At 60.8% G+C, this 18,235-nt stretch carries 18 protein-coding genes; 12 read left to right on the top strand and 6 right to left on the bottom strand.

The annotated features are described in order from the left end of the window. Positions 1 to 119: 119 nt before the first annotated feature. Positions 120 to 1,673 carry a sigma-54-dependent transcriptional regulator gene (locus RGCCGE502_RS25675; RefSeq protein ID WP_016557127.1) on the bottom strand — a complete coding sequence of 518 codons (1,554 nt, stop codon included), beginning with the start codon at positions 1,671 to 1,673 and terminating at the stop codon, positions 120 to 122. Positions 1,674 to 1,880: 207 nt separating this feature from the next. On the opposite strand from RGCCGE502_RS25675, the gene RGCCGE502_RS25670 reads away from it, so the two are divergent. The 3 genes from RGCCGE502_RS25670 to RGCCGE502_RS25660 are packed head-to-tail and all read left to right on the top strand — an operon-like array spanning position 1,881 to position 5,542. Next, positions 1,881 to 3,737, top strand: coding sequence for a M3 family oligoendopeptidase (locus tag RGCCGE502_RS25670; protein ID WP_040675657.1), 1,857 nt, complete (start codon positions 1,881 to 1,883; stop codon positions 3,735 to 3,737). A 21-nt stretch (positions 3,738 to 3,758) separates the two neighbouring features. Next, on the top strand, positions 3,759 to 4,919 hold the full coding sequence (locus tag RGCCGE502_RS25665; RefSeq protein ID WP_016557125.1) for an aminodeoxychorismate synthase component I: 1,161 nt from the start codon (positions 3,759 to 3,761) through the stop codon (positions 4,917 to 4,919). Beyond that, positions 4,916 to 5,542: an aminotransferase class IV family protein gene (locus RGCCGE502_RS25660; RefSeq protein WP_016557124.1), complete on the top strand. Its 627-nt coding sequence runs from the start codon at positions 4,916 to 4,918 to the stop codon at positions 5,540 to 5,542. Before RGCCGE502_RS25665 ends, RGCCGE502_RS25660 begins: the two co-directional genes overlap by 4 nt. Here RGCCGE502_RS25660 and RGCCGE502_RS25655 read toward each other — a convergent pair. Next, complete coding sequence (locus RGCCGE502_RS25655; protein ID WP_016557123.1) at positions 5,539 to 6,447, bottom strand: sensor domain-containing diguanylate cyclase; 909 nt, start codon at positions 6,445 to 6,447, stop codon at positions 5,539 to 5,541. The genes RGCCGE502_RS25660 and RGCCGE502_RS25655 overlap by 4 nt on opposite strands. 132 nt (positions 6,448 to 6,579) lie before the next feature. On the opposite strand from RGCCGE502_RS25655, the gene RGCCGE502_RS25650 reads away from it, so the two are divergent. The 7 genes from RGCCGE502_RS25650 (at position 6,580) to hemH (ending at position 13,684) form a co-directional block, all read left to right on the top strand. Continuing rightward, positions 6,580 to 6,864, top strand: coding sequence for a YciI family protein (locus tag RGCCGE502_RS25650; protein WP_016557122.1), 285 nt, complete (start codon positions 6,580 to 6,582; stop codon positions 6,862 to 6,864). A gap of 20 nt (positions 6,865 to 6,884) precedes the next feature. Further along, on the top strand, positions 6,885 to 7,253 hold the full coding sequence (locus tag RGCCGE502_RS25645) for a nuclear transport factor 2 family protein (protein WP_016557121.1): 369 nt from the start codon (positions 6,885 to 6,887) through the stop codon (positions 7,251 to 7,253). A gap of 9 nt (positions 7,254 to 7,262) precedes the next feature. Further along, positions 7,263 to 8,138 (top strand): heme-dependent oxidative N-demethylase family protein, encoded by an 876-nt coding sequence (locus RGCCGE502_RS25640; protein ID WP_016557120.1) that lies wholly within the window; start codon positions 7,263 to 7,265, stop codon positions 8,136 to 8,138. Positions 8,139 to 8,277: 139 nt separating this feature from the next. Next, positions 8,278 to 9,729 carry a homospermidine synthase gene (locus RGCCGE502_RS25635; protein ID WP_016557119.1) on the top strand — a complete coding sequence of 484 codons (1,452 nt, stop codon included), beginning with the start codon at positions 8,278 to 8,280 and terminating at the stop codon, positions 9,727 to 9,729. A 170-nt stretch (positions 9,730 to 9,899) separates the two neighbouring features. Then, positions 9,900 to 10,268 carry an outer membrane lipoprotein Omp10 gene (gene omp10 / locus RGCCGE502_RS25630; RefSeq protein ID WP_016557118.1) on the top strand — a complete coding sequence of 123 codons (369 nt, stop codon included), beginning with the start codon at positions 9,900 to 9,902 and terminating at the stop codon, positions 10,266 to 10,268. A 379-nt stretch (positions 10,269 to 10,647) separates the two neighbouring features. Then, complete coding sequence (locus tag RGCCGE502_RS25625; RefSeq protein ID WP_016557117.1) at positions 10,648 to 12,525, top strand: 5'-nucleotidase C-terminal domain-containing protein; 1,878 nt, start codon at positions 10,648 to 10,650, stop codon at positions 12,523 to 12,525. A 121-nt stretch (positions 12,526 to 12,646) separates the two neighbouring features. Beyond that, a complete protein-coding gene (hemH, locus tag RGCCGE502_RS25620) occupies positions 12,647 to 13,684 on the top strand; it encodes a ferrochelatase (protein ID WP_016557116.1) in 1,038 nt (345 codons plus the stop codon). A gap of 3 nt (positions 13,685 to 13,687) precedes the next feature. Here hemH and queE read toward each other — a convergent pair whose 3' ends face one another. Genes queE through queC form a run of 3 tightly spaced genes read right to left on the bottom strand, consistent with a single transcriptional unit; the run spans position 13,688 to position 15,488 of the window. Then, positions 13,688 to 14,425, bottom strand: coding sequence for a 7-carboxy-7-deazaguanine synthase QueE (gene queE, locus RGCCGE502_RS25615; RefSeq protein ID WP_016557115.1), 738 nt, complete (start codon positions 14,423 to 14,425; stop codon positions 13,688 to 13,690). Beyond that, positions 14,422 to 14,778, bottom strand: coding sequence for a 6-carboxytetrahydropterin synthase QueD (queD, locus tag RGCCGE502_RS25610; RefSeq protein ID WP_016557114.1), 357 nt, complete (start codon positions 14,776 to 14,778; stop codon positions 14,422 to 14,424). Before queD ends, queE begins: the two co-directional genes overlap by 4 nt. Beyond that, on the bottom strand, positions 14,778 to 15,488 hold the full coding sequence (queC, locus tag RGCCGE502_RS25605; RefSeq protein WP_016557113.1) for a 7-cyano-7-deazaguanine synthase QueC: 711 nt from the start codon (positions 15,486 to 15,488) through the stop codon (positions 14,778 to 14,780). Before queC ends, queD begins: the two co-directional genes overlap by 1 nt. Before the next feature lie 203 nt (positions 15,489 to 15,691). Between queC and RGCCGE502_RS25600 the strand changes: the two genes are divergently transcribed. Continuing rightward, positions 15,692 to 16,699 (top strand): SPFH domain-containing protein, encoded by a 1,008-nt coding sequence (locus tag RGCCGE502_RS25600; protein WP_016557112.1) that lies wholly within the window; start codon positions 15,692 to 15,694, stop codon positions 16,697 to 16,699. 3 nt (positions 16,700 to 16,702) lie between these two features. After that, positions 16,703 to 17,158 (top strand): NfeD family protein, encoded by a 456-nt coding sequence (locus RGCCGE502_RS25595; protein WP_016557111.1) that lies wholly within the window; start codon positions 16,703 to 16,705, stop codon positions 17,156 to 17,158. Here RGCCGE502_RS25595 and RGCCGE502_RS25590 read toward each other — a convergent pair whose 3' ends face one another. Further along, entirely contained in the window at positions 17,159 to 18,154 is a 996-nt protein-coding gene (locus RGCCGE502_RS25590; RefSeq protein ID WP_016557110.1) for a KpsF/GutQ family sugar-phosphate isomerase, read from the bottom strand. It abuts the gene before it with no gap. Between the last annotated feature and the right edge of the window lie 81 nt (positions 18,155 to 18,235).

The raw sequence follows: 18,235 nt of genomic DNA, 5'->3' as shown, positions 1-18,235 counted from the left end.
TCACACGATGGCAAAAATGCCACACGTGATCAACCTTTTCCTTACATAATGAACAGGCCACTAACAAGTGGTTTCTGATTGGTAACAAAAGATGATTGCCGGAGTGTTAATTTAGGCGATTATGCGGCGTCCTTCTGCGGATTGTCCGGATCTATGCCGTAATCCTTGAGTTTTCGGTACAATGTGGATCGTCCAATGCCCAATTTCCGAGCCACTTGACTCATCTGCCCTCGGTAGAATTTAAGGGCGAATCGGATCAATTCCTCTTCCACATCCGCAAGCTTTCGCACTTCCCCGGCCGGGTTCGTGCTGGCAATCGCGTTATCGGGCGCCTCCGTGATTCGGGCGACGGCCTCTTCGACGCTGGCCTGATGGGCCGGATAGGTGGCGGCCGAGGCGTCACTCTGGCGGTCGAGGCGCGTGTTATCGGCGACGAGCGCCAGATGATCGACGACATCGTATTCCGGTAGCTGGGCGGCAATCTGCGGGAAGTCCGCTTCGGTGAGTTCGCCGCCCTCGGCAAGCACGACCGCACGGAAAATCGCATTCTCGAGCTGACGAATGTTGCCAGGCCAATCATAGGCAGTGAGCAGAGCCAGGGCGCCGGCGCTCACCGACATGCGGTGGCTACCCTTCTGCTCGCTCGAGAAGCGCTCGGTGAAGACCCGCACGAGATGCGGAATATCTTCCTTGCGCTTGCGGAGTGCCGGAATGGTGATCGGGAAGACGTTCAGACGATAATAAAGGTCTTCACGGAAGTGGCCGCTCTTGACCTCTTCGATCAGATCCTTGTTGGTCGCCGAAATCAGCCGGACATTGACCTTGTGCGCAGTGCGCGCACCAACGGTCTCGATTTCCCCCTGCTGCACGGCGCGCAACAGCTTGACCTGCACGTCGAGCGGCAGGTCGCCGATTTCGTCGAGGAAGATGGTGCCGCCATCGGCTTCCATGAACTTGCCGATGTGCTTTTCGGTGGCACCGGTGAAGGCGCCCTTCTCGTGGCCGAAGAGAATGCTTTCGACCAGATTGTGCGGAATGGCGCCGCAATTGACCGTGACGAACGGCTTGCCGGAGCGGTCGCTGCCAGACTGGATCGCACGGGCGACCAACTCCTTGCCTACACCGGACTCGCCTTCAAGCACGACCGGAATGTTCGATTGGGCTGCGCGCTGTGCCAGATCGATGACGCGGAGCATCGCCGGGCTCGCGGAGACAATATCCTCGAAGCCGACGCTGCCGGACCGGGAGCGGCGACCGGCTCGTGCCTTGACCTCTCGCTGATCGAGCTTCAGGGCATTGGAGATCGAATTGGCAATCCGCTCAGGCGAAACCGGCTTGACCACGAAATCGAAGGCGCCTGCGCGCATCGCCTGCACCACGGTCTCGATACCGCCCTGCCCTGTCTGGACAATCACCGGAACATGCGTGCCGAATTCGTGCAGTGCCTCAAGGAATTCGAGGCCCGTCATCTCAGGCATCATCAGGTCAAGAACGATGACATTATAGAGGCCGCTGCCTCTCTTCACCATCTCCAGCCCGATCCGGCCGTTTTCCGCCTGATGTACGACGTGGCCGTGACGCTCTATCGCGTTCTTGAGCAGTCGACGCTGGATCGGGTCGTCCTCGACGACAAGTATCTGCGCTGCACCCTTGAGCTCATGGTAACCGGTCATTGCTGCCTCACTTCATGCGAAACCTGGAGGCACTCTCGCAGAAAGGCTTGAACATCCAGTTTTGAGAAACAATTGCATTTTAACGTTTGTGACGAAGCCGAATCCGACCCGAAACGGAGCTTCTGGGCAGCCGAAAGCCCCTTGATGCCAAGCCTTTAGCGGCATAGACAGTCAAGCCTGTCGCAAAAGAGGAAGAGGACCCTGATGATGAAAAACATGCTCCCCGGCGCCACCATTAAGTTTTCGGCAAGTTCTGCCGCCTCCGCGACCGATGCCGCTCTCGGCGAGCTGCCGACCTGGAAACTGCAGGACCTCTACCCCTCCGCAACCTCCACTGCCTTCACCGGCGACATGGAAAAAGCCGGCAAGCAGGCAATCGCCTTCGAAGAGAAGTGGAAGGGCAAGCTTGCCGACGCCGCGACCAAAAAAGGTGCCGAGGGCATCGGTCAGGCACTGAAGGAATATGAGGCGCTGGACGACATCATCGGACGCCTCGGCTCCTTTGCTGGGCTTACCTATTTCTCCGACACGTCGAACCCGGTGAACGGCAAGCTCTATGGCGACGCCCAGGCGAAGATCACCGAATTCTCCAGCCACCTCCTGTTTTTCGCGCTCGAGCTCAACCGCATCGACGACGCGGTGATCGACGCCTGCATGGCAAACGACCCGGATGCCGGCCACTATCGCCCCTGGCTCGTCGATCTGCGGAAAGACAAGCCCTACCAGCTGGAAGACAAGCTGGAACAGCTGTTCCTGGAAAAGTCGATGACCTCGGCCGCTGCCTTCAACCGCCTGTTCGACGAGACGATGGCGGAGCTGCGCTTTGACGTCGACGGCGAGAAGCTGCCGCTCGAAGTCACGCTGAACATGCTGCAGGAAAAGGATCCGGAAGTCCGCCACAAGGGCGCGATGGCGCTGGCGCAGACCTTCAAGGAAAACCTTCGTACCTTTACCCTCATCACCAACACGCTCGCCAAGGACAAGGACATCTCGGACCGCTGGCGCGGCTTCGAGGACATTGCCGACAGCAGGCACCTTGCCAACCGCGTCGAGCGCGACGTCGTCGATGCGCTGGCGGCTGCCGTCAAGGACGCCTATCCCCGCCTCTCGCACCGCTATTACAAGATGAAGGCGAAATGGCTCGGCATGGACCAGATGAATTTCTGGGACCGCAACGCGCCGCTGCCGGAAACCTCCAATGCCGTCATCCCCTGGGATGAGGCAAAGGACACGGTTCTGTCCGCCTACGGCAACTTCGCGCCGGAGATGGCCGCGATCGCCAAGCGCTTCTTCGACGAACAGTGGATCGACGCTCCCGTTCGCCCCGGCAAGGCGCCGGGTGCCTTCGCCCATCCGACCGTTCCGTCAGCGCACCCCTACGTGCTCGTAAACTATCTCGGCAAACCGCGCGACGTGATGACGCTTGCCCACGAGCTTGGCCACGGCGTGCATCAGGTACTGGCCGGTGGCCAGGGTGCGCTGATGTGCCAGACGCCGCTGACGCTCGCCGAAACCGCTTCCGTCTTCGGCGAAATGCTGACCTTCCGCGCCCTCCTCGACAAGACCAAGGACAAGCGCGAGCGCAAGGCGATGCTTGCCCAGAAGGTCGAGGACATGATCAACACGGTCGTGCGCCAGATCGCCTTCTACGAATTCGAGCGCAAGGTCCATACCGCTCGCAAGGCCGGCGAACTAACCTCGGACGATATCGGCGAACTCTGGCTCTCCGTTCAGTCGGAAAGCCTCGGGCCGGCGATCAAGATCTCGGAAGGCTACGAGACCTACTGGGCCTATATCCCGCACTTCATCCACTCGCCCTTTTATGTGTACGCCTATGCCTTCGGGGATTGCCTGGTTAACTCGCTCTATGCCGTCTACCAGAAGGCCGACAAGGGCTTCCAGGATAAGTATTTCGAGCTTCTGAAGGCCGGCGGCACCAAGCACCATTCGGAACTTTTGAAGCCGTTCGGCCTCGATGCCACCGATCCGTCGTTCTGGAGCAAGGGGTTGTCGATGATCGAAGGGCTGATCGACGAGTTGGAAGCGCTTGATAAGAGCGCATAAGCTCTCGATCCAAAGGCAGGCATGACCAAGGCTGAACGCTACGTTCTGTTCCGGGATGACACGACCGGGCAAGTGATGCTCTTTTCCGATCCGTCGGAGATCATCATCGCCCAGACGCGCGCGGAATTCATCGCCGGCCTTGCCCGTATGGAAGAAGCAAAAGCCGCCGGCAAATGGCTGGCGGGCTACATGGCCTATGAAGCGGGTTATCTCTTCGAGGAGAAGTTGGAAGCGTTCCTGTCGGAAGGCCGGGAAACACCGCTGCTGGCCTTCGGCATCTTCGATGCACCCGAAGCCGATACCCATCCGCTTGCCCAGCCGAAACAGCGCGGAGAGAACGGCGAGTTCCTCAGCGAGCCCAGGGCCGGTTGGGGTTTTGCTACATATAGAGAGCGCTTCGATCGCCTGCATTGGCACCTGCGCCAAGGCGATTGCTACCAGGCAAACCTCACCATGCCGATCACCGCCCGCTGGGACGGCGATCCCCAGGCTGCCTTCTGGTCGCTGATCTCAAGACAGCCTGTGAAATACGGCGCGCTGGTCGATCTGGGCGGGCCCACCCTTCTTTCACGCTCGCCCGAGCTTTTCTTCCGCACCGACGAGCAAGGCTGGATCGAAACCCACCCGATGAAGGGAACGGCAAAGCGCGGGGCTGATGACGCAGAGGACGCGGCGATCATCGCCGCCATGCGCGAGGACATCAAAACCCAGGCCGAAAATCGCATGATCGTCGACCTGCTGCGCAATGACATCTCGCGCATCACGGAGGTCGGCACATTGGATGTTCCGAAGCTCTTCGACATCGAAACCTATCCGACTGTCCATCAGATGGTCAGCCACGTGCAGGCGAAACTTCTCCCGGATCTGAGCATTCGCGATATCTTCGCCGCGCTCTTTCCCTGCGGATCGATCACCGGCGCTCCAAAACTCAGCGCCATGCAGATCCTGCACGCGCTCGAAGACACACCACGCGACGCCTATTGCGGCGCGATCGGCATGATTGCTCCATCAGGCGCCATGCGCTTTTCCGTGGCGATCCGCACCATCAGTCTGTTTTCGGGCGGCAAGGCGGTCTTCAACGTCGGCGGCGGCATCGTCTTCGATTCCACCGCCGAAGCCGAATACGAGGAATGCCTGCTGAAGGCACGGTTTGCGATCGGCGATCAGGAGATCGCGCGATGAACGACTTCTCGCTGATAGAAACGCTGCGCTGGGAGCCGGATTTCGGTTTCGTCAGGTTGCGCCTGCATCTTGCCCGCCTTTCCCGCTCTGCCCGCCGTATCGGCTTTCCCGACCCGACCGGCGCTGCCTCGAAACTGGAAGAGGCCGTTGTCGGCGCCTCGACCGCCCAGCGAACGAGGCTGACGCTTGATCGGCTGGGGCAAATCGTGGTCACCACGGCTCCTTTCGTCCCGACACCGGCGGACACCGGATGGAAAGTTCGGATTGCCGAAACCCGTCTCGATTCCGCCGACAAACTGCTGCGGATGAAGACGACGCGCCGTAGTGTCTACGAGACTGCGCGCGCCGAATATCCGGCATCCGAAGCCGACGAAGTCCTGCTTCTGAACGAGCGCGGCGAGGTCTGCGAAGGTACGATCACCTCGGTCTTCCTCGACGACGGATCAGGCGTGTTGCGTACGCCGCCAATCTCCTGCGGCCTGCTCGCCGGCGTGTTGCGCACCGAGCTGATCTGCCAGCACAAGGCGCGCGTTGGCCGCATCTCGGTCAACGATCTGACAGCCGGAAAGCTCTATATGGGCAATTCGTTGCGCGGACTGATCCCGGCGCGGCTCGTCGGCTAGGCCACGATCTTCAACCGATCGCGGCCGCTCTGCTTGGCATTGTACAAGGCTTCGTCGGCACGGGCATAGACTTCCCGTGCCGTCTCTCCCGGACGCAACTCCGCCAATCCTGCCGAGCATGTATAGGAGAAGGACGCTACCGTGGGTATCGGACGGGCGCCACGCACCATCCTGATAATGCGGTCGACGATCAGTTCCGCCTGCGCAAGCGTCGTATCCGGCAGGATCAGCATGAACTCCTCGCCGCCGATCCGCCCGAAACTGTCACGCCGGCGAATGACAGGCTGCACGCGGCGTGAGAAATCGATCAGCACATCATCACCGACCTGGTGGCCGTAAATGTCATTGATGCGCTTGAAGAAGTCGAGATCGATGATGCAGATGCAGCCGGCAATGCCGGCATTGGCAGAGGTCTGCCCCGCGATCAGGCTTTCCAGCGCGGCCATCATGAAACGGCGGTTGGAAATGCTCGTCAGTTCGTCCGTCTGCGAGGCGCGCAGCGCAAAGTCGCGATCCTGCCTGACATCCCGCCCGCTCTGCTTCAGATGGGTGATGTCGCTGGCGATGCACAACATCCAGCCATCTTTCTGTACCGTCTCCGTCATCCAGAACCATCGGCCATCGACGACATCGGTTTCGAAGGCCCTGAACGGCAGTTTGCCGCGGCGCGATTGCGCGGAAACGAGCCACACTTCGAAATCGGCGGTGCGAATGATCGTCCCTTTGCCGGCGCGCGTATTGCGCCGCATCAATTCTGACCAAAAGGGTGTTTCGTCGGGTTCGATGGCGAAGGTCGAACGAAAAGCCGGATTTGCATAGCGTAGCCGGTCTTCCTGATCGTAAAGGGCGATCAGGACAGCGCTGTCTTCCTGCAACTCGGCAAGCCGCTCCGATATCTGGTTCATCCGATTGTTCCGGGCGTCCTGACTTCAACGGTTCGCACTTTGGAGCAGAATTCTAAAAAGAATATGGATGGCTCCTCAGCAATTGAATATCCACATACGTCGGAACGCAACACCCTGAAAGGAAATTCTGCGATGTTCATCCTCGCCCTGACCTACGTGAAGCCGAACGAGGAAGCCGATAAGCACATGGAGCCGCATATGGCCTGGGTCAGGGAAGGCTATGCAAGGGGCTGGTTTCTCGCCTCCGGCCGCAAGGTGCCGCGCACCGGCGGCGTCGTCCTTGCGGTCGGCCAGCGTGCCGAAATCGAGGCCTATGTCGCCGAAGACCCGTTCACGGTGCACGGCATCGCCGAATACGAGATCACCGAGGTCGCCATCACAACCACGACCCAAGGGCTGGATATCCTGAAGAGCTGAACGACCACGACAGGAACGGCATGAGCGACCTCACCGAGCATCTTCGATCTCTGGAACAACGGCTGTTTGAGCCGAATGTCCGCACCTCGGCAGCTGCGCTCGAGTCTCTTCTCTCGCCCGAATTCAGGGAAATCGGCGCATCCGGCCGCCTCTATGGATACCAGGATGTCATCACCGGCCTGCTCGCAGAGCCGCTGGATGGGACGACACGCACATTGACGGACTTCGAGCTGCAATTGCTTGCTCCCGACCTGGCGCTCGTCACCTACCGGGCGATACGAACCGTTCCAACCGGCCCGCAAGTCAGGTCACTGCGCAGCTCCATCTGGCGGCATGACGCCGATTGCCAGTGGCGCATGGTCTTCCATCAAGGGACGTTGACCGGATAGAGTGCGGTCATGACGCTTCCGATCTACACGCCCTATGATGGTTCCGCCCGCCCGTTCACCATCGGCTTGATGCCGCTCGATCTCGCTCGCTGGATCGAACCGGACGGCGATTGGGGGCGCTATGTCGGCGAAAAGCGAAGACTGCTCGAAGCCCATCGCGATGAGATCTTCATGGCCGAGGGCGGAACCGAAGGGACACAACAAGAGACGTACGATCTCTTGCGGGCTCACCTTGCCGAGCGCCATCCCGGGCTTTCGGACGACACGGCGAATGCCGCCGACACCAACGCCCCGCCCCTCCTGCGCGCCGGCCTGCTGGTGCAGGACGACCTTGTCATCATGCGGCGCAAGGAAGATGGCTGGCACCTCGTCGCCGGCTTCGTCGCCTTCCCCTCCTCCTGGTCGCTGCAGGAGAAGTTCGGTCGCCCGATGCAGGCGATCCATGCCGACGTACCCGGTTTTGGAGAAGGCACTCGAAATGCGGCGCTCATCACCCGCATCTTCGATAACCTGCAGATCTCGCAGCCGGTGGAACGACTTAACTGGTCCGTCAATATCACGGACGATCTCTTCCTGCCGGTTTCCAAGCACCGCCGCCCGCCGTCAGCCGAGTCTTTCACGCTCGCCGATCGCTTCGCTCGCGTCGAGCGCCAGACCTTGCGCAAGCTGCCGCGATCGGGCGATATCCTTTTCACGATCCGCATCTATGTCGATCCGATCGCGGCAATCGCTCACCACCCCGACGCCGGCAAACTCGCCGAAAGCTTCGCCGCACAACTCGATTGTCTCGACGAGCATCAGGCCGCCTACAAAGGCCTGGCGTTGCAAAAAGCCGAGCTTGCAGCCAAACTCCGGGCGCTTGCGGACGCCCTCTCGCCTGTCTGATATCTGCGTTCCGGGACCAACACTCTTTATTGTGACGCGGTTTTGTGGTTAGAGCCGGTAATCTCGCATTATCTGCGCATTTTCAAATAAATTCTTAGAGGCTATCGCCTTCGTCGCCTTCCACAGGAGAAAAGAAAGAATGACGGAACACACCCACCCGGTATATGCCGAAATTACCGGCCCGATCGTGATGATCGGCTTTGGCTCCATCGGCCGTGGCACCCTGCCGCTGATCGAGCGCCACTTCAAATTCGACAAGAGCCGGATGGTTGTCATCGACCCGCGAGACGACGCAGATCACACCGAAATCATGGCAAAGCATGGCGTGAAGCACATCAAGGCTCACGTCACCAAGGACAACTACAAGGAACTGCTGAAGCCGCTTCTGACCGAAGGCGGTGGCCAGGGCTTCTGCGTCAATCTTTCCGTCGACACCGGGTCGGTCGACCTGATGAAGCTCTGCCGCAAGCTCGGCGCCCTCTACATCGACACCGTTATTGAGCCCTGGCTTGGCTTCTATTTCGACAAGAGCATGAAGAATGCCGACCGCACCAACTATGCGCTGCGCGAAACCCTTCGCAAGGAAAAGGCCAAGAACCCCGGCGGCCCGACGGCCGTCTCCACCTGCGGCGCAAACCCGGGCATGGTCTCGTGGTTCGTCAAGCAGGCGCTCGTCAACCTCGCCAACGACATCGGCCTGAAGTTCGAAGAACCGGATCAGCACGACCGCGAAGGCTGGGCGAAGCTGATGAAGAAGGTCGGCGTCAAGGGCATCCACATCGCCGAGCGCGATACGCAGCGCACCAAGCATCCAAAGCCGCTCAACGTCTTCTGGAACACCTGGTCCGTCGAAGGCTTCATCTCCGAAGGTCTGCAGCCGGCCGAACTCGGCTGGGGCACTCACGAAAACTGGATGCCGAAGAACGGCAAGAAGCACAAGAAGGGCTGCAAGGCTGCGATCTACCTCGAGCAGCCCGGCGCCAACACCCGCGTCCGCACCTGGTGCCCGACACCCGGCCCGCAATACGGCTTCCTCGTCACCCACAACGAGGCGATCTCGATCGCCGACTTCTTCACCGTTCGCGACAAGGACGGCGAAGTCACGTTCCGCCCGACCTGCCACTACGCCTATCATCCGGCAAACGACGCGGTTCTCTCGATGCATGAGATGTTCGGCAACGGCGGCAACCCGCAGCCGGTTCACCACGTTCTCGACGAGGACGAGCTGGAGGACGGCATCGACGAACTCGGCGTCCTGCTCTACGGCCACGAGAAGAACGCCTACTGGTACGGTTCGCGCCTGTCGCTGGAAGAAACCCGCCGCATCGCGCCTTACCAGAATGCGACCGGCATGCAGGTAACCTCCGCCGTTCTCGCCGGGATGGTCTGGGCACTCGAAAACCCTGATGCCGGAATCGTCGAAGCCGACGAAGTCGACTACAGGCGCTGCCTCGAGGTGCAGAGCCAGTACCTCGGCCCGGTCGAAGGACACTACACCGACTGGACGCCGCTGGAAGGTCGCCCGGGACTCTTCCCGGAAGACATCGACACCAAGGATCCCTGGCAGTTCAAGAACATTCTCGTTCGCTGATCTCAGCCGAACCCGCATTCGAAGATGCCCGCCGAAAGGCGGGCATTTTTGTAACGCCTGCTGTATAAATGCCGTTGCACGACCTTGAAGTCTTGCCTTCAAGGTTGGCCCGCGCCATGTGTCTCACAACCAAACGGATAGTTCTCGTTCCGAATCCCCGGGAGAAGCTCATGAAAATCAGAACCCTCCTTGTCCTTCTCGGCGCAGCTGCAGCCCTGACTGCTTGCAATACGTCGTCGCCACGCCCGATACCGGTTGCCGCGAGCCCGGTTCAGACAGGTGTTGAAGGCTCATGGGCTGATCCGAATGGCATCATCTCCACCTTCCAGGCCGGCACCTTCACCACCCGCACCACCGACAGCAATCAGCTTCTGGCATCGGGCACCTATGTGAACACCTCTCCGTCACTGGTCGAAATCAGCATGACGTCGCTGGTGCGCAAGACACAGTCCAAGGTCAATTGCGCGCTGGTGACCCAGAGCCAGCTCAACTGCACCTCGGATGCCGGGGCGCAATTCACGCTCACGCGCCGCATGTAGCGCTGTAAAGTTCGATTTGCGTTGGACTAAATGGGTCTGGTCTGCCAAAAGGCCCGAGGACGCGACTGCCGTTATTTATAGAACGGGGTCGGGCGACCGATTGACGTCACGTTGCTGCCGCGAGATCACGCTGGCCGTCCTCAAATTCTCAGCAAGCCCGTTTCAGAGGATGACTGCTTTCGCAGCCTGAGCGGATTTTCGTCGTTCAAAAAAAGAAAGCAGCCTCTCGCGAGGTTTTTCGTTTACCGCCCTTGGAATGCGCCGGGCCTGTCACAGCTTTTTCTCTTGCCGCCGTTAAGGGCTTGATGGAAACATCGATCGTGCAGGGACGGCGGAGCACAGGGGTCAAAGGCTTCGCCCCAAAAATCAGGAGAGCAGGATGACGAAATCATTTCAATTCGGTCTGCTGACCGCGTCGATGCTGGCGCTGTCAAGCAGCGCCGCTTTTGCCGATTACGAACTCAATATTCTTCACATCAACGATTTCCATTCGCGCATCGAGTCGATCAACAAGTTCGATTCCACCTGCTCCGCCGAGGAAGAAGGCAAGAAGGAATGCTTCGGCGGTGCCGCCCGCCTGAAGACTGCTATCGACCAGCGCCGCAACGCCCTTGATGGCAAGAACGTGCTGCTGCTGAACGCTGGCGACAATTTCCAGGGCTCGCTTTTCTACACGACCTACAAGGGTGCCGCCGAGGCCGAAGTGCTGAACGACATGAAGTTCGACGTGATGACCGTCGGCAACCACGAGTTCGACGACAGCGAGGATGGTTTGGCAACCTTTCTCGACAAGGTGAAATTCCCTGTCATTTCAGCCAACGTGCTGGCTGGCGACGGTTCCAAGCTCGGCGACCGCATCAAGCCCTCGCTGGTGCTCGATGTCGGCGGCCAGAAGATCGGCATCGTCGGCGCAGTGACCAACGACACCGAAGAACTTTCCTCGCCCGGCCCGAAGGTGATGATCGCCGACGACGTGCAGACCATCACGGCGGCTGTCGAAGACCTGAAGAAGCAGGGCGTCAACAAGATCATCGCGTTGACCCATGTCGGCTATCCGCGCGACCTCGCAGCCATCGCCAAGATCCCCGATGTCGATGTCGTCGTCGGTGGCCATTCGCACAGCCTGCTGTCCAATACCGACCCGAAGGCAGAAGGCCCCTACCCGACGCTGGTCGACAATCCCGGCGGCTACAAGGTGCCGGTGGTGCAGGCCGCGTCCTACAGCAAATATCTCGGCGACCTGGTCGTCACCTTCGATGACAACGGCGTCGTCAAGGACGCCAAGGGCGACCCGATCCTGATCGACTCTTCCTTCACTCCCGATCCGACGCTCACCGCGCGGATCGCGGAACTCGCCAAGCCGATCGAGGAACTGCGCAAGAAGGTCATCGGCTCCAGCGAAGCCCCGATCCAGGGCGACCGCACTGTCTGCCGCGTTGAGGAGTGCTCGATGGGCAACCTCGTGGCCGACGCCATGCTCGACCGCGGCAAGAACCAGGGCATGACGATCGCGATCCAGAACGGCGGCGGCCTGCGCGCATCCATTGATGCCGGCGACGTCACGCAGGGCGAAGTCATCACCGTTCTGCCGTTTCAGAACACGCTGGCGACCTTCCAGCTGACGGGCGCCGACATCCGCAAGGCGCTGGAAAACGGGCTCAGCCAGATCGAACAAGGCGCCGGCCGCTTCCCGCAGGTATCGGGCCTGAAATACAGCTTCGACAAGTCGAAGCCCGCCGGCAGCCGCCTTGTATCGGTTGAAGCAAAGGAAGGCGACGCCTTCGTAGCGCTCGATGACGCCAAGACCTATGGTGTTGTCACCAACAACTTCATGCGCGCTGGTGGCGACGGCTACTCCATCTTCGAGACAGCGGGCAAGAACGCCTACGACTTCGGACCCGACCTTGCCGACGTGGCGGCCGAATACCTGGCAGCGCACTCGCCCTACAAGCCCTACACCGACGGGCGTGTAACCGAGGTCGCAGCCTCCGGCACCGACGCGCCGGCCACAACGGAACCCGCGCACGCCTCTCCGGCAGCCCCGGCCGCGCCGGCCGCGCCCACCGCTGAAGCTCCGGCAGCACTTGCTCCCAACACTCCGACCAACCACGTGATCGCGGCCGGCGACACGCTCTGGGATCTCGCCAAGCAATTCTACGGCGAGGGAGCGCTATGGCAGAAGATCTCCGAAGCCAACGGCAAGCCGGCGCCGCGCCATCTGACGATCGGCAAGGAACTGCAGATTCCGTCGAAGTAAGACGATTTGTCTCGATACGACGAGCCGGTCCGGGGGTTTCCCGAGCCGGCTTTTGTTCTATAGGGTGAACCATCGTGACCCGGCTGCGTATGAGCCGGGCAGACAAGATACCGGGGCTCACATGACGACCGTTGATACTGCACGCCGCCCGGCGGATCACCCGCCCGTGAAATCAGGCAAGGTGGGCGTCCTGCTCGTCAATCTCGGCACGCCCGATGGCACCGACTACACCTCGATGCGCCGTTACCTCCGGGAGTTCCTGACCGACAAGCGCGTCATCGAATGGTCGCCCTGGAAATGGTACCCGATCCTCTTCGGCATCGTCCTCAACACCCGCCCCGGCAAGGTAGGCAAGGCCTACGAGCTGATCTGGAACAAGGACAAGAACGAAAGCTACCTGCGTACCTATACCCGCAGCCAGGCCGAGCTGATGGCCGATCGTCTCAAGGACCTGCCCAACGTCAAGGTAGACTGGGCGATGCGCTACGGCACCCCGTCGATCGCGTCGCGCATCCAGGCGCTGAAGGACGACGGCTGCGACAGAATCGTGCTGTTTCCTCTCTACCCGCAATACGCTGCGGCAACGACGGCAACTGTCAATGACAAGGCCTTCCAGCATCTCCTCAAGATGCGCTGGCAGCCGGCGCTGCGCACCGTTCCCGACTATCACGACGACGACGCCTACATCGAGGCGCTGGCGAACTCGGTCACCAGGCATCTGGCGACGCTCGACTGGGAACCGGAAAAAATCATCGCCTCCTTCCACGGCATCCCGATGTCCTACTTCCAGAAGGGCGATCCCTACTATTGCCAGTGCCAGAAGACCGGTCGCCTGTTGCGCGAACGGCTGGGACTACCCGAAGACAGGTTCATGGTGACCTTCCAGTCCCGCTTTGGGCCGGAAGAGTGGCTGCAGCCCTACACCGACAAGAGCGTCGAGAAGCTGGCGCAGGACGGCGTCAAGAAGATCGCCGTCCTCAACCCCGGTTTCGTCTCCGACTGTCTGGAAACGCTCGAAGAAATCGCCGAGCAGGCCGCCCATTCCTTCCACGAGAATGGCGGCGAGAAGTTCGCCCACATCCCATGCCTCAACGACAGCGAGGACGGCATGCGGGTGCTAGAAAAGGTCGTCCGCCGCGAACTGCTCGGTTGGGTCTAAGAGTTAGACGCCGCGCTTGTTGCCCCACAGCAGCACGTGCAGCTGGGGCAGCACGCGAGCCTCGAACCACCGGTCCTCGGTCACCTTGTCGACCAGCCACAGCATCCTGTCCATGATGCCGTCGATGTCGACGCGCGCGTCGTCGTCATCCGGCGGTGGTGGCGTATGGTTCCCCGGCTGCAGATAGACGGAGAGATCCGGATAACGCGCCGACGCCTCTCGCGCATAGGCATAGTCGCGATCGTCGAAAACGACGATCTTCAGCGCGATCGCAGGCCCGTTACCCGCCAAGCGAAGACAGTCCTCGAAGGCGTCCCAATCCGTCGCCATACCGCTCGACGGCGGCTTCGGGCTCAGCACCAGCACGTCAAGATCGGCAAACCATTCCTTGGTGACGCTGCCCTGCGTCTCCAGCGCGAACTTGTAGCCTTGCGCATGTCCATGCGCGATGAGACCGCCAAGCGGCTGGATCGCCGGGTTGCCACCCGAAAGCGAGACCATCAGCGGCTTGCCGCGGGAGAGCCGTGTCACATCAGCCCATATGCCATCAACAGTCATCGGCAGCCATTGATCGCGATACTCGCTATCGACAGCATGCAGGCTGTCGCACCACGAACAGCGGTAATCGCAGCCGCCGGTGCGGACGAAGACGGTCGGCAGGCCGATCAGCACGCCCTCCCCCTGGATCGTCGGCCCGAAGATCTCGCTGACGCGGATCTGCGCCTGGCGAGCCCCGCTCATGGCCGGTATTCCGCCCAGGTCTTCGGCGTCTCGCTGACACGCACGGCAGACGTCTCCGGCAGCCGCTCCTTGCACCAGTCGTAGAAGTGCCTGGCGAGATATTCCGACGTCACACGATCATGACCGAACACCTCGTTCAGATGCCGATGGTCGAAGCGCTCGTCGATGTAGCGCTTCAGCGGCGAAAGCTCGTGATAGTCGCGAACGAAGCCGTTCTCATCGAGTTCGGCAGCAGCCAGCTCGACCACGACGATGTAGTTGTGCCCATGCAGCCTGGCGCACTGGTGATCGGCAGGCAGATGCGTCAGCTGATGGGATGCGGAGAAATGGAACTCCTTGGTGATGCGAAACATCACTTCACCTCCCTTGCCGCGTAGCCTGACGTTGCCGCCTTCCAGAAATCCGGGTCCTCGTATTCCGTCGGATCGGCGACCCCGGCCAGATGAAAGGCCTCGCGCCGCTCGACGCAGGTGCCGCAGCGGCCGCAATGGCGCGTGCCGCCCTTGTAGCAGGACCACGTCTCGGCAAAAGGCGTTCCGTATTTCGCGCCATCGGTGACGATATCGGCCTTGGAGACGGTGACATAAGGAGCAAACAGCGAGACGCTGGCATAGCCGTCGAGCGCCTGGTTCTGCATCTCCTGGAAGGCATCGATGAAGCCCGGGCGGCAATCCGGATAGATGAAATGGTCGCCGCCATGCACGGCAACCGCGACGGCATCAGCCTTCTGGGCCGCCGCGAGGCCGAAGGCGATCGCCAGCATGATGGCGTTGCGGTTCGGCACCACGGTCGTCTTCATCGTCTCCTCGGCATAGTGCCCGTCTGGCACGTCGACGTCGTCGGTCAACGCCGATCCCGTCAGGTGCCGACCGATGGTCCGGATATCGATGATCTGATGCGGTACGCCGAGCCGCTTGGCGCAAGCCGTGGCGAAGTCCAGTTCCTTGCGGTGGCGCTGTCCGTAGTCGAAGGAAAGCAGGCCGATAAGCTGATGCTCCGCTGCGACCCTATGGGCGAGCGAAATGGAGTCCAATCCGCCGGAGCAGATGACGATAGTCTTCATGATGAGGATCCCTTGTTTTGACCGGGTGGGCTGCGACCGGTATTTCCTGCGGGTCTTCTAGGCCAAAGCAGCCCCGTTGTGAATAGCCAGCAGACTCCCCATATCGAATCCATCAGTAAATGCCGTTGCCGGCCCAAGGATACTGGCGTTTGAGGTCGGCTCGTTTAAGGTTGCGTCAGTCGATTCTATCGCGGGGGAGTTTTATGGTTCTGGGCGGCTTCGATATCGTCGTCATTGCACTCGTAGTCTTTGTCATTCTCGTGCTGTTTGCCGGGATCAAGACGGTACCGCAGGGCTACCGCTACACGATCGAGCGCTTCGGTCGTTACACCCGAACCCTCGAGCCGGGCCTCAATCTGATCACCCCATTCATCGAGCGCGTGGGCGCCCGCATGAACGTCATGGAGCAGGTTCTCAATGTGCCGACGCAGGAGGTCATCACCAAGGACAACGCCTCCATCTCAACCGACGCTGTCGCCTTCTTCCAGGTCCTCAACGCTGCCGAGGCGGCCTATCAGGTCGCGCACCTCGAGAATGCCATTCTGAACCTGACGATGACCAACATCCGCACGGTCATGGGTTCCATGGATCTCGATGAGTTGCTGTCGAACCGTGACGCAATCAACGACCGGCTGTTGCGCGTCGTCGACGATGCGGTGCAGCCTTGGGGCATCAAGGTGACGCGCGTCGAGATCAAGGACATCCAGCCGCCGCGCGACCTCGTCGACGCGATGGCGCGGCAGATGAAGGCCGAACGCGAGAAACGTGCTCAGGTTCTCGAAGCGGAAGGCTCCCGCAACTCCCAGATCCTGCGGGCCGAAGGCGCCAAGCAGTCCGCTATTTTGCAGGCCGAGGGCCAGCGCGAAGCAGCCTTCCGCAACGCCGAGGCGCGAGAACGTCTGGCCGAGGCTGAAGCCAAGGCAACGAAGATGGTGTCCGAAGCGATTGCGTCGGGCAACGTTCAGGCAATCAACTACTTCGTAGCTCAGAAATACACCGAAGCGCTGGCCTCGATCGGCACCGCTGGCAATTCCAAGGTGGTGCTGATGCCGATGGAGGCTTCTTCCCTCATCGGATCGCTTGGCGGTATCGGCGCGATTGCCAAGGAGGTCTTCGGCGATAACCCGACCCCGCCGCCTGCGCCGCGCGCGCAGTCAACGCCGCGTACTGCTCCGGCCGTCAACCCTTTCAACCCGCCAACGGAGCGTTGAGCCATGATCGCCGCCCTTGTCGCGGAGCTCGGACCCTGGAGTTGGTGGATCGCCGGCCTGATCCTGTTGGCCGCAGAACTGGTCGCGCCGGGCTTCTTCCTTGTCTGGATCGGCCTTGCCGCTTTGATCGTCGGCATACTGTCGCTGCTGTTCTGGGATAACAGCTTCTGGTTCTGGCAGGTGCAGGCCATCCTGTTTGCGGCCCTTGCCGTCGCAGCAACCGTCATTGGTCGCAAGCTGACCCTCCAGCATGGCGAGACCGACCAGCCTTTCCTCAATCAGCGGGCAGAAAGCCTCGTCGGGCGCACGGCGACCTTGGCAGAGCCAATTCTCGAGGGGCGCGGACGTATTCGCCTTGACGATACAGTCTGGCGCGTCAACGGCCCCGATCTGCCGATCGGCACCAGGGTAAAGGTCGTGGCAAGCAGCGGCCGCGATCTGACCGTGGAGCCGGCCTGATCAGGCCACGCCGATCCGCAGCAGATCGTGGAAGTGCACGAGCCCGATCGGGCGATTGTCATCATCGACGACGATCAGGGCACCGATGCTGTGCTGGTTCAGCATTGCAAGAGCAGCCGTCGCCAGCACGGTCGCCTTCACTGTCTTCGGCGTCCGCGTCATGATGTCATCGACCACCAGTTCGGAGAGGTTGCGCGTCAGATTACGCGCCAGATCGCCTTCCGTGATGATGCCGCAAAGGCGCTCGTTTTCGTCGAGAATGCCTACGCAGCCGAAATGCTTGCGAGACAACGTCGAGATCGCCACCGGCACCGGCGTTCCCTTCGCCACCAGCGGGACACGATCGCCCGTGTGCATGATATCAGCGACATGGCTGAGGCTCGCGCCGAGTTTTCCGCCCGGATGGAACACATGGAAATCGCGCGCCGTGAAGCCCCGTGCCTCGAGCAATGCAATGGCAAGCGCATCACCCATGGCAAGCTGCATCAGCGTCGACGTCGTCGGCGCAAGACCATGCGGGCAGGCTTCCTCTTCGTTCGGCATCAAAAGAATGATGTCCGAGGCGGCGGCGAGCGACGATTTCTCAGAGCAAGTGACGGCAATCAGCGGAATCGAAAACCGGCGCGTATAGGCGATGATGCTGCGAAGCTCAGCGCTCTCTCCGCCCTTGGAGAGGGCAAGCACGACATCAGTCGTGCCGATCATGCCGAGATCGCCGTGATTGGCCTCTGCAGCGTGAACGAAGAACGCGGGCGTGCCTGTTGACGCCAGCGTCGCCGCGATCTTCACGCCGATGTGGCCGCTTTTGCCGACGCCGGTAACGATGACGCGACCGGCGATCCCGGTGATCGTCTCGACTGCGCGCATGAAGGAGTCTGCAAGGGCGTCGTCAAATGCGCGCTCCAATGCTTCAAGCGCCCGCCTCTCGGTATCGATCGTCCGTCTGGCGGACTCCAGGACACCGTTTTCGATGACATTTATCGCTCTTTTGGTCATGGCACTGCGTTAGCGGTTTTCACCGGCTGAGTCCATTGGCTGATCCGCAGGGCATACCGGCGCAACGAATGGTTAACCACA

This window comes from Rhizobium grahamii CCGE 502, from assembly GCF_000298315.2.
In the GTDB taxonomy this organism is placed as follows: Bacteria; Pseudomonadota; Alphaproteobacteria; order Rhizobiales; family Rhizobiaceae; genus Rhizobium; species Rhizobium grahamii.
Note: the sequence above shows the minus strand (reverse complement) of the source record. Positions and strands in the feature narration are given on the sequence as shown.

Coding starts and splice junctions, on each gene's coding strand:
- RGCCGE502_RS25675 (WP_016557127.1), bottom strand. CDS start 1,673: ATGACCGGTTACCATGAGCTCAAGGGTGCAGCGCAGATACTTGTCGTC.
- RGCCGE502_RS25670 (WP_040675657.1), top strand. CDS start 1,881: ATGAAAAACATGCTCCCCGGCGCCACCATTAAGTTTTCGGCAAGTTCT.
- RGCCGE502_RS25665 (WP_016557125.1), top strand. CDS start 3,759: ATGACCAAGGCTGAACGCTACGTTCTGTTCCGGGATGACACGACCGGG.
- RGCCGE502_RS25660 (WP_016557124.1), top strand. CDS start 4,916: ATGAACGACTTCTCGCTGATAGAAACGCTGCGCTGGGAGCCGGATTTC.
- RGCCGE502_RS25655 (WP_016557123.1), bottom strand. CDS start 6,447: ATGAACCAGATATCGGAGCGGCTTGCCGAGTTGCAGGAAGACAGCGCT.
- RGCCGE502_RS25650 (WP_016557122.1), top strand. CDS start 6,580: ATGTTCATCCTCGCCCTGACCTACGTGAAGCCGAACGAGGAAGCCGAT.
- RGCCGE502_RS25645 (WP_016557121.1), top strand. CDS start 6,885: ATGAGCGACCTCACCGAGCATCTTCGATCTCTGGAACAACGGCTGTTT.
- RGCCGE502_RS25640 (WP_016557120.1), top strand. CDS start 7,263: ATGACGCTTCCGATCTACACGCCCTATGATGGTTCCGCCCGCCCGTTC.
- RGCCGE502_RS25635 (WP_016557119.1), top strand. CDS start 8,278: ATGACGGAACACACCCACCCGGTATATGCCGAAATTACCGGCCCGATC.
- omp10 (WP_016557118.1), top strand. CDS start 9,900: ATGAAAATCAGAACCCTCCTTGTCCTTCTCGGCGCAGCTGCAGCCCTG.
- RGCCGE502_RS25625 (WP_016557117.1), top strand. CDS start 10,648: ATGACGAAATCATTTCAATTCGGTCTGCTGACCGCGTCGATGCTGGCG.
- hemH (WP_016557116.1), top strand. CDS start 12,647: ATGACGACCGTTGATACTGCACGCCGCCCGGCGGATCACCCGCCCGTG.
- queE (WP_016557115.1), bottom strand. CDS start 14,425: ATGAGCGGGGCTCGCCAGGCGCAGATCCGCGTCAGCGAGATCTTCGGG.
- queD (WP_016557114.1), bottom strand. CDS start 14,778: ATGTTTCGCATCACCAAGGAGTTCCATTTCTCCGCATCCCATCAGCTG.
- queC (WP_016557113.1), bottom strand. CDS start 15,488: ATGAAGACTATCGTCATCTGCTCCGGCGGATTGGACTCCATTTCGCTC.
- RGCCGE502_RS25600 (WP_016557112.1), top strand. CDS start 15,692: ATGGTTCTGGGCGGCTTCGATATCGTCGTCATTGCACTCGTAGTCTTT.
- RGCCGE502_RS25595 (WP_016557111.1), top strand. CDS start 16,703: ATGATCGCCGCCCTTGTCGCGGAGCTCGGACCCTGGAGTTGGTGGATC.
- RGCCGE502_RS25590 (WP_016557110.1), bottom strand. CDS start 18,154: ATGACCAAAAGAGCGATAAATGTCATCGAAAACGGTGTCCTGGAGTCC.